The sequence below is a fragment of the Arthrobacter sp. PsM3 genome, from assembly GCF_030433895.1.
In the GTDB taxonomy this organism is placed as follows: Bacteria; Actinomycetota; Actinomycetes; order Actinomycetales; family Micrococcaceae; genus Arthrobacter.
In genome coordinates, this window is record NZ_JARUXE010000022.1 from 14,017 (window position 1) to 28,415 (window position 14,399).

Genomic DNA, 14,399 nt, shown 5'->3' on the forward strand with positions numbered 1-14,399 from the left:
GATCAGGCGCCGATCAGCCGTGCGGCCAGGTAGCCCTCCACCTTGTCCAGGGAGACGCGCTCCTGGCTCATGGTGTCGCGTTCGCGGATCGTGACGGCCTGGTCGTCCAGGGTTTCGAAGTCCACGGTGATGCAGAACGGGGTGCCGATCTCATCCTGGCGGCGGTAACGGCGGCCGATTGCGCCGGCGTCGTCGAATTCGATATTCCAGCTCTTGCGCAGCTGGGCGGCGAGGTCCTTGGCCTTCGGGGACAGGTCCTCATTGCGGCTCAGCGGGAGCACGGCTGCCTTGACCGGGGCCAGGCGCGGATCCAGCTTGAGCACGGTGCGGATGTCGACGCCGCCCTTGGCGTTGGGCGCCTCGTCCTCGGTGTACGCGTCGATCATGAACGCCATGAAGGACCGGGTCAGGCCGGCCGCCGGCTCGATCACGTACGGGGTGTAACGCTCGTTGGTGGCCTGGTTGAAGTAGCTCAGGTCCTGGCCGGAGGCCTTGGAGTGCGTGGTCAGGTCGAAGTCGGTCCGGTTGGCGATGCCCTCAAGCTCGCCCCACTCGGAGCCGTGGAAGCCGAAGCGGTATTCGATGTCCGTGGTGCCCTTGGAGTAGTGGCTGAGCTTCTCCAGCGGGTGCTCGAAGAAACGCAGGTTGTCTTCCCGGATGCCGAGGCCGGTGTACCAGGACATGCGCTCCTTCATCCAGTACTGGTGCCACTGCTCGTCGGTGCCGGGTTCGACGAAGAATTCCATTTCCATCTGCTCGAACTCGCGGGTGCGGAAGATGAAGTTGCCCGGCGTGATCTCGTTGCGGAAGGACTTGCCGATCTGGCCGATGCCGAACGGGGGCTTTTTGCGGGAGGTGGTGAGCACGTTGGAAAAGTTGACGAAGATGCCCTGGGCCGTTTCCGGGCGAAGATAGTGCAGGCCCTCCTCATTGGCCACCGGGCCGAGGTAGGTCTTAAGCAGGCCGGAGAATTCCTGGGGTTCGGTCCATTCGCCGCGGGTGCCGCAGTTGGCGCAGGCGATGTCCTTGAGGCCGTTCTCGGCGGGACGGCCTTTCTTCTCCTCGTACTCTTCCTCAAGGTGGTCGGCGCGGTAGCGCTTGTGGCAGGAGAGGCACTCGACCAGCGGGTCGGAGAACACGTCGACGTGTCCGGAGGCTTCCCAGACCTGGCGGGGCAGGATCACGGAGGAGTCGAGGCCGACGACGTCTTCGCGGCCGCGGACCACGGACTGCCACCACTGGCGCTTGATGTTTTCCTTGAGCTCGGCGCCCAGGGGCCCGTAGTCCCAGGCAGAACGCGAGCCGCCATAGATTTCACCGGCCTGGAATACGAAACCCCGGCGCTTGGCGAGGGAAATGATCTGGTCGAGGACGGACTTTGCTGCCATGGGAACTCCACTTTCTACAGGGCCGCTGGGTGCGGTCCGCGGTCTGAGCCCCGGGACCCCGGCTGGTTGCCGGACGGGGCACTGCTGAAACGCAAGACTTAAACGCAGACACAGCACCCGCACAACAATCAGCCGGGGCTCAATGTTGGCGGTGCAGGAAGCTGCGCCTCCTAGCCTACCGGCCTGCTGGCCCCCGGCGCCGCCCGCCGCAGGATGGGGGCGCAGGACGGGCGGGTTCGGGCCGGCGGGGGTCGGGCCCGGGCGGGTTCGGGCCGGCGGGGGTCGGCGTCCCCCTCAGCGCCGCAGGGCGCCTCTGGGCCAGGGCAGGCTCGCGAGCACAATCGCGGCGAGGGTCAGCAGGGTTCCCAGCACGGTGGGCAGCGCCACCACGGTGCCGGGCGCCGGCAACACCAGATCCAGTCCCAGGGAACCCAGCAGCTGGCCCGCGATCATGCCGAGTCCCGTCACCAGCACACCCAGGCTGCGGACCAGCACGGCGCCGACTCCGATGAAGACACACCCGATGGGCCCGCCCAGGTAGTACCACCACTCAGCCGGCAGCGCGTTGCCCGGTCCCGCGACGGCGATCTTGACCAGCCAGGCAGCCCAGAGCATGACCCCGCCGGCGATGAAGTTCATGAGGGTCGCGGCGATGGGCGTGCCGTAGTGCATCGCGGCGGTGCCGTTCATGGCCTGCTGGAAGCTCATCAGGAATCCGGCCAGCACGGGGAGGAGCAGCGGAACCAGCAGCTCCCCCGCCCCTGAACCGGCGGCGGAGAAGCGCGGCGAGACCGCCCAGGCCACGGCGGCGACAGTCAGGATGCTGCCGAGCACCCGGATGCCGGTGATGGATCTTTTGCCGGCCGGTCCGATCCCCATCCGGTCCACGAGCAGCCCGCTGAGGGTCTGCCCGGTCACGCTGGCGACAGTAAAGAGGGCGACACCCAGCAGGCCCACGGTGAAGGACTGCGCGAAGACGAAGAACCCGCCGATGCAGCCGGCCAGGACGTAATAGGGCGGGAAGCGGCGCTCCCGGACCGCCGGCACGATGCGCGCCAGCCCGGCCCGGCCTTTTGGCAGCACGAGCGATATTACGATCATCACCACCAGACCGGTGGTGAAACTCACCACTGCGGCGGCGATTCCATCCTGGAGCGCCGCACCCAGGGCGCCGTTAATCCTGCCCTGGACGGGCATGAACAGCCCCGCTGCCACGGCGAGCGGCAGCCCGGCGAGGAACGGAAGCCGGGGCGTGTGCGTCATTGCTGTCACCTTACGTCAGGCATCATTGCTTGTATGAGCAACCCGGAAATTGAAGAGATCACCATCCGCGACGACATGATCCGTCTCGGTCAGCTGTTGAAGCTGGCCAGTCTGGTCGAGGACGGGGTGGAGGCAGCGGAGCTGGTCAAGAGCGGGCTCGTCAAGGTTAACGGTGAGATCGACGAGCGCCGGGGCCGCCAGCTCCACCACGGCGACACCGTCACCGTGAACGGCAGGACCGTGCGGATCAGCACTCCCGAGGGAGCCTAGAACCCCGCCGGGCGGACTGCCGCCCGGCATCGTCAGCCTACTTGCTCAGCACGCCATGGGTGAGGAACTCCGAGACGTGCCCGATTTCCTGCTGGTTAATGCCGTGCCACATCCCCGTGTAAAGCACCTTGGTGAGCTTCACGTGCTTGCGCACCCAGCCCATGGTGAACTCGACCTTGTCGGGCGAGATCACGGGATCCTGCTGGTCGCGGCCCCAGAACATCGGCACCGTCCCGTCCAGTTCGGCGTCGCGGAAGCTGGGATCCCCGGCGGCGTCGACGGCAAAACCTGATAAGCCGACGACGGCGGCATAGTCCGCGGGCCGCCGCCGCAGCAAGGTGGTGGCCAGCGCCATCCCCATCGAAAAGCCCAGCAGCGTGACGGACGGGTGGTTCGGCCGGACCGAGTCGAGCCAGTCCTCCACATACGAGGCGGCATCCTTGACGGCATCGAGGGAGTACTCGATCGATGCCGTCAGCGGGAACCAGGTGAACCCGGGGCCGGAAACCAGCGGTGCGCGCAGCGATGCCACCACAAACTCCTGCGGCAGCACGTCCGCCAGGCTCAGGAGATCCTGTTCGTTGGCGCCGTAGCCGTGCAACAGGAGCAGCAGCGGCTTGCCTGCACGCTCCTCCTCGGGCTTGGACCATAGGACAACGGGGGCGGGGAAGGCTGCGTGAGTCATGGCTCCATTCTTACAGTTACCCGGAAGTAACAACTTACGGTGGCGTAGCTTTGCACGAAGAGTGCACGATATGAAGGTGAGCGAAACTGAAGCCATGGAGAATGCACCGGAGAACGCCGTCACCCACCCCTGGACCCGCTATGTGGCCATGGGGGACTCCTTCACGGAGGGCATCGGTGACCCCGAGCCGGCGAGTCCTGGCGGCCACCGTGGCTGGGCGGACCGGGTGGCCGAGGAGCTCAGCCGCGGCCACGAGGACTTTGCCTACGCAAACCTCGCCGTCCGGGGCCGCCTCCTGCAGCAGATCGTGGACCAGCAGCTGGCCCATTGCCTGTCCCTCCGGCCCGACCTCGTGACGCTGTCGGCCGGCGGGAACGACCTGATCCGCCCCGGCGGGGATCCGGATGCCCTGGCCGAGAAACTGGACTCGGTGGTGCAGATCCTCACCCTGGCCGGCGCCACGGTGGTTCTTTTCAACGGCCCCGACACCGGCTCGTCCGTGCTGGGCCGGGTGCGCAGCAAGGTGGCCATCTACAACGAGAACCTCCGCACCATCGCGGCGCGCCACGACGCCGTCATTGCGGACATGTGGTCCCTGAGGCAGCTGAACGATCCGCAGATGTGGGATGCGGACCGGCTGCACTTCTCGCCGCTGGGCCACCACACCATCGCGGCCATGGTCCTGGACTCCCTCAACGTCGAGCACACCCTGGAACCCCTCTCCCCCAAACCCCTGCCGCAGCGCAGCTGGCGGCAGGCACGGTCCGGCGATCTGGTGTGGGCGCGCGAATACTTCGTCCCGTGGGTGGTCCGCCGGCTCCGGAACCGATCCTCCGGCGACGGCGTCACGGCCAAGCGCCCCCTCCCGGGGCCGGTCTTCGGCCCCGGGATGCCGCTCGGCTCGGGCGAGGGGCCCCCCGGCGCCGAAGAGCCCGTGCGCCCCTGAGCGTCCTGACCGGCGCCGCCTTGACCAGGGCGCCTGTCCCGGCGTGCACTACTGGGGCACGACGGGACAGGGCACGACGGCGGGGGTGCGGGCGTTAAGCTGGGAGGACACTTCCTGAGAGGCACGGTACCGTGAACAGTCTGTTCTTTTGGATCATCGTTTTGTCATTCCTGATCCCGATGGCGATGCGCTACTACAAGAAGTCGGTGCGCGGGCGGAACCAGAACCAGAACGGCTTCCCGGACCAGTTCGGGCAGTTCCCCGGCAACCCTTCCGGCGGCGGGGCGGGATACCCGGGCCAGCAGAACAAGCAGCCGCGTGACGGGTTCACCCAGCGGGACTATTACGGGGCATTCGGCGAGCTGGGCGCGCCCCAGCAGCCCATGCCGCCGGCGAACCAGCCGTACCCGGGCCAGCAGCCCCCGGTCCCTTATGGGGACAGCCCGGGATACCCCGGCAACCGGCCCCAGGCTTTCCAGCCGCAGGACGCACAGCAGCCCTCCGCCCCGGCGGTGCCCCCGCCGCCGTCGGCCCCGCAGGGCTTCCGTGCACGCAAGCTCGCGGAACTGGACCAGCGGTACAGCGACGGCGAGCTCACCATGGAGAACTACATGGCCCAGCGCGCGGAGATCATGAAGGGCTAACTCTCACCACCACCACCACCACCAACGCGGGGTCACTTACCGCCCATAATCCGGTCACGGATGGGCTGTAAGTGACCCCGCGTTGTTTGTGGGGCGGGGGTGTGGGGGGTCAGTCGACCTGGGGGAAGCCGAGGTCGATCACCGAGGTGGACGGATCCGGCCAGCGGGTGGTGACGACCTTGCCGCGGGTGTAGAAGCGGATGCTCTCGGGGCCGTACATGTGGGTGTCGCCGAAGAGCGAGTTCTTCCAGCCGCCGAAGGAGAAGGTCCCCACCGGAACCGGGATCGGCACGTTGACGCCCACCATGCCGGCCTCGACGTCGAACTCGAACTGCCGTGCGGCGCCGCCGTCGCGGGTAAAGATCGCCACGCCGTTGCCGAACTCGTTGTCGTTGACGAGCCTGACGGCGTCGGCGTAGGTTTCGACGCGGACCACGGAGAGGACCGGGCCGAAGATCTCGTCGTCGTAGACCTTCATGCCGGGCTTGACGTGGTCGACCAGGCTGACGCCGATGAAGAAGCCGTTGGAATCGAAGTTCTGCTCCCGGCCGTCCACCACCACGGTGGCCCCTTCGCTGGCCGCGCCGGCGACATAGGAGGCGACCTTGTCGCGGTGCGCGGCGGTGATGAGCGGGCCCATCTGGGATGAGGGGTCCGTGCCGGGACCGATCTTCAGGGTCCCCATCCGGGTGGTAATCGCGCCGACGAGCTCATCGGCGATGTTCCCGACCGCGACCAGGACGCTGACGGCCATGCAGCGCTCGCCGGCGGATCCGTAGGCGGCGGAGACAGCCGCGTCGGCGGCCATGTTCAGGTCCGCGTCCGGCAGGACCACCATGTGATTCTTGGCGCCGCCCAGGGCCTGGACGCGCTTGCCGTGGTCGGCGGCGCGCTTGTAGATGGACTGGGCAATCGGCGTCGAGCCGACGAAGCTGATGGCCTTGACGTCCGGGTGTTCCAGGAGCACGTCGACGGCTTCCTTGTCACCATGGACGACGTTGAGGACACCGGCGGGCAGGCCGGCCTCGGCGAAGACCTGGGCGATGAAGACGGCCGAGGACGGGTCCTTTTCGCTCGGCTTGAGCAGCACGGTGTTGCCGCAGGCCAGGGCGCTGCCGATCATCCACAGCGGCACCATGGCCGGGAAGTTGAACGGCGTGATGCAGGCGACCACCCCAACCGGCTGGCGCACCGAGTGGACGTCGACGCCGCCGGCCACCTGCTCGGAGCGCTCACCCTTGAGCGCGTGGGACAGTCCGGTGGCGAATTCGATGTTCTCCAGGCCGCGGGTGATCTCGCCCTCGGCGTCGGAGAGGACCTTGCCGTGTTCGCTGGTCAGCAGGGCGGCCAGCTCTGGCCGGCGCTGCAGCAGCAGTTCGCGGACCTTGAAGAAAATGTTGGTGCGCTTGCCGAGGCTGGTGGCGCGCCAGCCGGGCAGGGCCGCGCGGGCGGCACGGATGGCCTCCTCAACGCGGTCGGCGGAGGCGAGGGCAACTTCCTTTTCCTGCTCGCCGGTGGCCGGGTTGAAGACCGGGCCGTAGCGCTCGGCGTCGGAAATCAGGGCGCCGTTGATGAAGTGCGGGATGCGTTCCATGGGGAGGTTCTCTTTCGTGGGGAGCTGATAAGGGCAGCGGTGCGCGGGGACTGCCCGCGCAGGGCCGTTGCGTGGCGGCGTTTGCTCGGCCGTGTTGACCGGGAGGCGCCTACTTGCCGGCCTCCAGGGTGCCGTCGACCAGCTTGACGATCGCGGAGCAGTCCATGCCTGCGTTGCCGGAGTCGATGAGGCGCTGGAAGAGCTGCTGGACGTGCTGGCCGATTTCCAGCGGGGTGCCAGTGTCGCGTGCCGCGCTGATGGCGAGGCCGATGTCCTTGTTGGCCAGCTCGGTGGTGAAGGTCGGGGCGAAGTCGTTGTTGGAGGCCGCGGTGGGGACCACGCCGGCTACCGGGTACCAGGTGCGCAGCGCCCAGCTGTCGCCGGAGGAGACGGACGCGATGTCCCAGAAGACCTGTTTGTCCAGTCCGAGCCGGTCCGCGAGGACGGCACCCTCCGCGGTGGACGCCAGGTTGATGAAGAGCATGAGGTTGTTGCAGATCTTCGCGGCCTGGCCGGTGGTGGCGCCGCCGGCGGGGATGATGTTGGCGGCCATCGGCCTGATGTACTCGGTGGCCTCGGCCACGGCGCCGGCTTCGCCGCCGATCATAAAGGTCAGGGTGGCGGCCTTCGCGCCGCTCATGCCGCCGGAGACCGGGGCGTCGACAAAGCGGAAGCCGGCGGCAGCCGCGGCGTCGTGCAGGGCCTGGGCGGAGGCGATGTCGATCGTGGAGGAGTCCACCAGCAGGGTCCGGGTGTCCGCGTGGGCCAGGACGCCGTCCTCGCCGAGGTAGACAGCGCGGGCGTGCTCGCCCTTGGGGAGCATGGTGAAGACGACGTCCGCACCGTCGACGGCGTCGGCGATACTTGCCGCAGGCTTTACTCCGCCTGCCTCCGCCGCGGCGACGGCCTCGGCATTGAGGTCGAACCCGCGGACATCATGGCCGGCCTTGGCGAGGTTCACAGACATGGACCCGCCCATGTTCCCCAGTCCGATCCAAGCGATAACTGCCATGGCATAAGCTCCTTTGCTTTGCTTCTTGCTGCGCGTAGTGCTGTGGGTGCTGCTTTGCGGCTGCTTGTTGTGCTGCCTGTGGTCCGGCCGTTTCGCCGGACTCTCCATGTCAAGCATCACACCCTGTTACAGTGCAATCAAGGGAAAAAACTACAGATAGTATGTGCATGGATGCACATACCTGATTTCAGAGGAGTCATTGTGGACTTGCGGCGGCTTCCGAGCCCGGACGACCTGCTCATCCTGCTGACCGTGGCCCGGCTGGGCAGGTTCAATGCGGTGGCGGAAGCCCTTGGCACCACCCACACCACCATCTCCCGCCGGATCCTGGCGCTGGACAAACAGCTGGGCGGGCGCACCCTCGAGCGGAGCCCGCACGGCTGGGAGCTGACGGACCTTGGCGCCGAGGCCGTGGCAGCCGCCGAGGCGATCGAGGGCACCCTCGGGGCACTCACGAACCGGATCGCCCGGTCCGACGATGTGCTGTCGGGGCTGGTCCGGATCAGCACCCCCGACGGCTTCGGCGCCGAGTTCCTCGCACCGGCGCTGGTCCGGCTGCAGCGGGGCCACCCGCTGCTGAACGTTGAAATGCTCAGCGCCACCCGCAAGGTCAGCCAGAACCGGTCCGGGGTTGATCTCGAGGTGGTGGTGGGCAATCTGGACGTCAGCAACGCGCAGACCATCTTCCTGTCCAACTACTTCCTCCGGCTGTACGCCAGTCCGCAGTATGCCCGGGAGCACGGCCTGCCGGCGACGCTCGACGACGTCCGGCAGCACGGTTTCGTCTCTTACGTGGAATCGGCACTGCAGGTCGCCGAGCTTGGCCACCGCTCCACCCAGCTTCCCGTCCCGCGCTCCAGCTTCCAGGCCACCAGCATCTTTGCCCAGCTCGAGGCCGTCCGGCGGGGTGCAGGGATCGGCCTGCTGCCCAACTTCCTGGCCGTCGGCGACCCCAACTTCGTGCCCGTGCTGCCGGATGACTTCCAGCGGCAGCTGCCGATCTGGGCGGCGGCACGCGCCGAATCACTGCGTTCGGCCCCGGTGCAGGCGGTGCTCGGGGCGATCCGGACGGAGATCTCCGAACGCCAGGACGTCCTCGCCGGCTGAGCCGTCCTCGCGGGCTGGGCCCCTTCAACAGCGACAGCCCGGTCCCCGCATTGTGGGGACCGGGCTGTCGCTCATCCGCCAATGATTCTTAGCAGGTGGATATCGCCTGTTACTTCTTGACTGCTACCTCTTGCTGGCGGCAAGGAGGTCGGCGGTGCCCTGGGCGTCGGCGGCGTCGACGTCGTGCAGGGAGATGCCGCGGGTTTCCTTAAGGAAGAACACGGCCACCATCGTGACGAGGCAGGCGCCGAGCAGGTAGATCGCCACCGGGGTGGAGGACTTGTACTGGCTCAGCAGGGCGACGGCGATGATCGGGGCCAGCGAGCCGGCGACGATCGAGGTGACCTGGTAGCCCAGCGAGACGCCGGAGTAGCGCATCCGGGTCGGGAACATCTCGGCCATGATGGCCGGCTGGCCGGCGTACATGAGGGCGTGGAAGAGCAGGCCTATGGTGACGGCGGCAAGGATGATGAAATCGTTGCCAGTGTCCATCATGGGGAAGGCAAAGAAGCCCCAGGTGGCGCCCAGGACGGCACCGGCCATGTAGACGGGCTTCCGGCCGAAGTGGTCGGACATGCGGCCGACCATCGGCACGACGGAGAAGTGGATGAAGTGAGCCACGAGCAGCAGGAGCAGGATCCGTGAGGTGTCGGTGTGGACCACCGTCTTGAGGTAGGTGATGGAGAACGTGACCACAAGGTAGTAGAGGATGTTCTCCGCGAAGCGCAGGCCCATGGCGGTGAAGACACCGCGGGGGTAGCGGCGGAAGACTTCCTTGACGCCGTAGCCCTTGTGGCCGGCGTCGACTTCTTTGCGGGCCTCCAGGAAGATGGGGGCGTCGCTGACCTTGGTGCGGATGTAGTAGCCCACGAGCACGATCACGGCGGAGAGCCAGAACGCCACACGCCAGCCCCAGGACAGGAAGTCCGCGGACGAAAGCAGGGCGGAGAGGCCGAACAGCACGGCGGTGGCCAGGAGGTTGCCCAGCGGTACGGCCGACTGCGGCCAGCTGGCCCAGAAGCCGCGGGACTTGCTGGGGCTGTGCTCAGCGACGAGCAGGACGGCGCCGCCCCATTCACCGCCGACGGCGAAGCCCTGGGCGAAGCGCAGGAAGACCAGCAGTGCCGGAGCCCAGTAACCGATCTGCGCGAAGGTGGGGAGGCAGCCCATCAGGAAGGTGGAAACGCCGACCAGGATGATGCTCAGCTGCAGCAGCTGCTTGCGGCCGAACTTGTCGCCGAAGTGGCCGAAGACGATGCCGCCGATCGGGCGGGCGATGAAGCCCACAGCGTAGGTGAGGAAGGCGGCGAGGATGCCGTCCAGCTCGGTCCCGGAATTGGGGAAGAAGGCCTTGCCGAAAACAAGGGTGGCTGCGGAGGCGTAGAGGAAGAACTCATACCATTCGACAACGGTGCCGGCCATGGAGGCAGCAACCACCTTCTTCAGGCCGGACGATTTGACGTCCGGCTCTTCTGCGCGCCTCGCGGCCGCGTTTTCCGTACTCATTGTGACTCCTTCGGTGTCTCCGTCGACACCCTATGGACCATTCGGGAGGAGGGCGCTTGTGATGTAAGACACGCGGCGCCATTACCCACGAGTATGGTCCCTTCCGGAGCGGGCCTCAACGGCCATTAGTGCAGAGCGCATCTGCAAAAATGCACACGGGACGCCGTTTTGGGCCGATGGACTAGCCGAAGAAGTGCTGCCGGAGCTGGTCATTGAGCTGGCCGATCTCGGTCAGGAAGCCGTCGTGCCCGATCGGCGCCTGGATGGTGTGCACCGCAACCTCGCCCGGCAGGGCCTCGGCGAGCGCGTGGGACTGGGCCGGGAAGTACAGCCGGTCCGAGTCGACGGCCGCCACCAGGAACGCCGCCGTGGCCGGAGCCAGGGCCTCCGCGAGGGCGCCGCGGCCCCGGCAGATGTCGTGGCTCATGAGCGCCTCGGTGATGGCGATGTAGCTGTTCGCATCGAAGCGGCGGACCAGTTTGTTGCCCTGGTGGTCGAGGTAGCTTTCCACCTGGTAGCGCCCGCGCCCGGCGAGGGACCCAGCTTCCAGCGGGGCCTCAGAGTCCTGGGCGTTCCGGCCGAAACGTCCGTCCAGCTCCGCGGCCGAGCGGTAGGTGATGTGCGCTATCCGCCGGGCCAGGGCCAGGCCGGCTTCCGGTTCGGGTCCGCCGTAGTAGTCCCCGCCGTTGAAGTTCGGGTCCTGCCGGATGGCCAGCGTCTGGGCCTGGGCGAAGGCAATCTGCTCGGCGGTGCTGCTGGCTCCGACCGAAATCACTGCGCAGCGCTGGACCCGTTCCGGGTGGCTGACGGCCCATTCCAGGGCACGCGCCCCGCCCAGCGAACCGCCGAGCACGGCGTACCAGCTGCGGATGCCCAGGGCGTCCGCCAGCCTGGCTTCGGCCTCGGTCGTGTCCCGGAGCGTGACAAGCGGGAACCGTGAGCCCCAGGGCTTTCCGTCCGGCGCCGTCGACGAGGGGCCCGTGGAGCCGTAGCAACCGCCAAGAATATTGATCGAGACGACGAAGTACTTGTCCGTGTCCACCGGCGCGCCGGGACCGGCGAGCTGCTCCCACCAGCCCGGCTCCTCGCTGGCGCCCCGCGTCACATGAGTGTCCCCCGTCAGCGCGTGCTCGATCAGCACGGCGTTGGAGCGGTCCGCGTTGAGCGTCCCCCACGTCTCGTAGCCGAGGGCGACGTCAGGCAGCCGGGCGCCGGACTCGAGCGCCAGGTCGCCAATCCGGAGGTACCGGACCGTACCATCCGGAACAGTGCCGGCCGGGGCAGCAGCGTCCGGGGCGCCCGGAGAGGGGGCATCGGCGTGGGAGGTTTTGCTTACAGGTGCACCCTGTCGGGTGACGGCAATCGTCATCTGAGGACCTAACTTCGCGCTTGCCCGCCGTCAGCTGACCGGCAGGCCAGGTCTTCACCCGGGGCACCCCGCCGCAAAAGGAGGGTTGCCGGCCAGCAAGCCGGGGCTGTCGCTGGCACTCATGACCTTCACTGAGTGTACGAAATGCGGCGGCCCGGTGGCGAAGATTGTGACGCCCGTATGACACCCCTGGTTAAACCGGCGCCCCGGCCAGGCGTTCAGGCGGTCTTGGCCGCGCGGAATCCGGCGTCAAGGTCAGCGAGGATGTCGTCGATGTGCTCCAGGCCCACCGAGAGCCGCACCAGGCCGGGATTCACGCCGGCAACGGCCTGCTGTTCCGGGGAGAGCTGGCTGTGCGTGGTCGACGCCGGGTGGATGACGAGGGAGCGCACGTCGCCGATGTTCGCCACGTGCGAGTGCAGTTCAAGTGCGTCGACGAAGTGTTTTCCGGCCTCGGCTCCGCCGGCGAGATTGAAGGACACGACGGCGCCGGTACCCTTCGGGCCGTACTTGCGGCCGCGCTCGTACCAGGGGCTGGAGGGCAGCCCCGCGTAGGCGACGGATTCGACGTCGTCCCTCGCCTCGAGCCATCCGGCCACCCTGATGGCGTTGGCGACGTGCCGCTCCATGCGCAGGCTCAGGGTCTCGATGCCCTGGGCGATGAGGAAGGCGTTGAACGGGGACACTGCCGAGCCGAGGTCGCGCAGCAACTGGACGCGCGCCTTGAGGATGTAGGAGAGGTTGGCACCGAGGGCACCGTCCGCGCCGAGGTCGCGGGCGTAAACCAGGCCGTTGTAGGTGGGGTCCGGGGTGTTGAAGCCGGGGAAACGCTCCGGGTCCTTGCCGAAGTCGAAGTTGCCGGAGTCCACGATCACGCCCGCGATCGCGGCGCCGTGGCCGCCAAGGTACTTGGTGGCGGAGTGCACCACGATGTCCGCACCCCACTCGATCGGCCGGATCAGGTACGGGGTGGAGAGCGTGTTGTCCACGATCAGCGGGACACCGGCCTCGTGCGCCACCTGGGAGATGCCCTCGATGTCCAGCACGTCCTGGCGGGGGTTGGAGACCACTTCGCCAAAGAACAGCTTGGTGTTCGGCTGCACGGCGTCACGCCACTGGGCCAGGTTGTCCGGGTCCTCCACGAAGGTGACGGTGATGCCGAACTTCTTCAGGGTGTGCGCGAGCAGGTTGTAGGTGCCGCCGTAGAGGCTGGGGCTGGCCACCACATGGTCGCCGGCCTCTGCGACGTTGAGGATCGCGAAGGTCTCCGCGGCCTGGCCCGAGCTCAGCAGTAGGGCCGCGAGTCCGCCCTCCAGGCTGGCCACCCGCTGTTCGACGGCGTCCTGGGTGGGGTTGCCGATGCGGGTGTAGATGGGCGCCAGTTCGGCAAGGGCGAAGCGGTTGGCGGCGCTTTCGGCGCTGGGGAAGACGAACGACGTCGTCTGGTAGATAGGCAGCGAGCGGGCGCCGGTGGCGCTGTCCGGCTCCTGGCCGGCATGGATCTGGCGGGTTTCGAAAGACCAGGCACTGGACATCGGGAGGCTCCTTTTGGGGACTGGGCACAGGCAACCCCGGACTCGTTCGCCCGGGACAGTACTGGCGCCGCGCTTGCCGTCCGGCGGTCGCCGGCAGGCCAGGTCTTCACCCGGGGCACCCCACCGCGATACGAGGGTTGCCGGCCAGCGAGCCGGGGCTGTGTGCTGGCACTCATGACCTGCCCCCAGTCTAGGAACCGTGTCCGGGCTGTGGATAGCTTTATGACGAAGATGAAGTTGCGCGGGCGGCGGCAGGATCGGGCACCTTAAATAGCCTATTGACAAAGGAAACATTCACGTATCGGTGCCCCCGAACTGGACGTCCCATCACGGTTAGGACTACCTAAGCTGAGAGCCGCATCACAAAGTGTCAAGATGAGGGCATGCGCATGGATCACGTCTCTTACGCCTGTGAACAAGATGGCCTCGCTGCCACCACCGAACGAATTGCGTCTGCCCTCGGCGTGGAAGCCGTGAAGGGCGGAGTACACCCCCGATTCGGGACCCGCAACATGATCATCCCGCTTGCGGGACACAAATATGTCGAGGTCGTGGAGGTTCTAAACCACCCGGCGTCGGACAAAGCACCCTTCGGCCAGGCCGTCCGCGCCCGCTCCGAAGCAGGCGGCGGCTGGATGGGCTGGTGCGTCGAAGTGGACGACCTGGCCCCCTTCGAGGAACGGCTTGGCCGCGCCGCCGTCAACGGCAACCGCAAGTTCCCCGACGGCCGCGAACTGGTCTGGAAGCAGATTGGCATCCTCGGACTCATCTCCGATCCCCAGGTCCCGTACATGCTCAAGTGGGAAGGCGATCCGGAACTCCACCCGTCGAAGGCCTACGAGAGCAACGTCAAGATGTCCGCGCTCACGATTGCCGGCTCGGCAGAGCGCGTGACCGAATGGCTGGGTGTTCCGGTGGAGAAGCCGCTGGAAGACGTGGCCGTGAACTGGCTCGCTCCCCGCGGCACCCCCGGTATCCTCTCCGTCACGTTCGAGACGGCCTCCGGAGCCGTCACCATCTAACGCTTTACCGCCCTACACTTCGGCCGACATCAGCGGGTGCCAATGACGTCACCCACCG

General features: G+C 67.3%; 13 protein-coding genes and 2 riboswitches. Of the genes, 5 read left to right on the forward strand and 8 right to left on the reverse strand.

Annotation, left to right across the window (positions count from 1 at the left end; genetic code table 11):
* Window positions 1–2 precede the first annotated feature (2 nt).
* Window positions 3–1,388, reverse strand: coding sequence for a glycine--tRNA ligase (locus QCD75_RS12765; RefSeq protein ID WP_301229133.1), 1,386 nt, complete (start codon window positions 1,386–1,388; stop codon window positions 3–5).
* Between the two features lie 294 nt (window positions 1,389–1,682).
* Window positions 1,683–2,651, reverse strand: coding sequence for a DMT family transporter (locus QCD75_RS12770; RefSeq protein WP_301229135.1), 969 nt, complete (start codon window positions 2,649–2,651; stop codon window positions 1,683–1,685).
* A gap of 33 nt (window positions 2,652–2,684) precedes the next feature.
* Here QCD75_RS12770 and QCD75_RS12775 point away from each other — a divergent pair, with 33 nt between their 5' ends.
* Window positions 2,685–2,921, forward strand: coding sequence for an RNA-binding S4 domain-containing protein (locus tag QCD75_RS12775; protein ID WP_301229137.1), 237 nt, complete (start codon window positions 2,685–2,687; stop codon window positions 2,919–2,921).
* A 37-nt stretch (window positions 2,922–2,958) separates the two neighbouring features.
* Here the strand turns inward: QCD75_RS12775 and QCD75_RS12780 are convergent, their stop codons facing one another.
* Window positions 2,959–3,606 carry an alpha/beta hydrolase gene (locus QCD75_RS12780; RefSeq protein WP_301229139.1) on the reverse strand — a complete coding sequence of 216 codons (648 nt, stop codon included), beginning with the start codon at window positions 3,604–3,606 and terminating at the stop codon, window positions 2,959–2,961.
* Window positions 3,607–3,676: 70 nt separating this feature from the next.
* Here QCD75_RS12780 and QCD75_RS12785 point away from each other — a divergent pair, with 70 nt between their 5' ends.
* Both QCD75_RS12785 and QCD75_RS12790 read left to right on the forward strand, forming a co-directional pair.
* On the forward strand, window positions 3,677–4,552 hold the full coding sequence (locus QCD75_RS12785) for an SGNH/GDSL hydrolase family protein (RefSeq protein WP_441005483.1): 876 nt from the start codon (window positions 3,677–3,679) through the stop codon (window positions 4,550–4,552).
* A 131-nt stretch (window positions 4,553–4,683) separates the two neighbouring features.
* Window positions 4,684–5,196 carry a hypothetical protein gene (locus tag QCD75_RS12790; RefSeq protein ID WP_301229141.1) on the forward strand — a complete coding sequence of 171 codons (513 nt, stop codon included), beginning with the start codon at window positions 4,684–4,686 and terminating at the stop codon, window positions 5,194–5,196.
* A 109-nt stretch (window positions 5,197–5,305) separates the two neighbouring features.
* On the opposite strand, the gene QCD75_RS12795 is transcribed toward QCD75_RS12790, so the two are convergent.
* Window positions 5,306–6,790, reverse strand: a complete 1,485-nt coding sequence (locus tag QCD75_RS12795) for a CoA-acylating methylmalonate-semialdehyde dehydrogenase (protein WP_301229143.1) — start codon at window positions 6,788–6,790, stop codon at window positions 5,306–5,308.
* A gap of 109 nt (window positions 6,791–6,899) precedes the next feature.
* Window positions 6,900–7,802: a 3-hydroxyisobutyrate dehydrogenase gene (gene mmsB / locus QCD75_RS12800; RefSeq protein ID WP_301229145.1), complete on the reverse strand. Its 903-nt coding sequence runs from the start codon at window positions 7,800–7,802 to the stop codon at window positions 6,900–6,902.
* Window positions 7,803–8,009: 207 nt separating this feature from the next.
* Here mmsB and QCD75_RS12805 point away from each other — a divergent pair, with 207 nt between their 5' ends.
* Complete coding sequence (locus QCD75_RS12805) at window positions 8,010–8,909, forward strand: LysR family transcriptional regulator (RefSeq protein WP_301229241.1); 900 nt, start codon at window positions 8,010–8,012, stop codon at window positions 8,907–8,909.
* A gap of 123 nt (window positions 8,910–9,032) precedes the next feature.
* Here the strand turns inward: QCD75_RS12805 and QCD75_RS12810 are convergent, their stop codons facing one another.
* The 3 genes from QCD75_RS12810 to QCD75_RS12820 all read right to left on the reverse strand — a co-directional run bounded on the left by QCD75_RS12810 (window position 9,033) and on the right by QCD75_RS12820 (window position 13,319).
* Complete coding sequence (locus tag QCD75_RS12810) at window positions 9,033–10,415, reverse strand: MFS transporter (protein WP_301229147.1); 1,383 nt, start codon at window positions 10,413–10,415, stop codon at window positions 9,033–9,035.
* A 181-nt stretch (window positions 10,416–10,596) separates the two neighbouring features.
* Entirely contained in the window at window positions 10,597–11,784 is a 1,188-nt protein-coding gene (gene metX, locus QCD75_RS12815) for a homoserine O-acetyltransferase MetX (RefSeq protein ID WP_301229149.1), read from the reverse strand.
* 11 nt (window positions 11,785–11,795) lie between these two features.
* Window positions 11,796–11,911, reverse strand: a riboswitch (SAM riboswitch).
* Between the two features lie 91 nt (window positions 11,912–12,002).
* Window positions 12,003–13,319, reverse strand: coding sequence for a bifunctional o-acetylhomoserine/o-acetylserine sulfhydrylase (locus QCD75_RS12820; RefSeq protein ID WP_301229151.1), 1,317 nt, complete (start codon window positions 13,317–13,319; stop codon window positions 12,003–12,005).
* Between the two features lie 64 nt (window positions 13,320–13,383).
* Window positions 13,384–13,499, reverse strand: a riboswitch (SAM riboswitch).
* A gap of 203 nt (window positions 13,500–13,702) precedes the next feature.
* Here QCD75_RS12820 and QCD75_RS12825 point away from each other — a divergent pair.
* The gene (locus QCD75_RS12825) at window positions 13,703–14,341 is read left to right on the forward strand and encodes a VOC family protein (protein WP_301229153.1); all 639 of its coding nucleotides are present in this window, start codon (window positions 13,703–13,705) and stop codon (window positions 14,339–14,341) included.
* Window positions 14,342–14,399 lie beyond the last annotated feature (58 nt).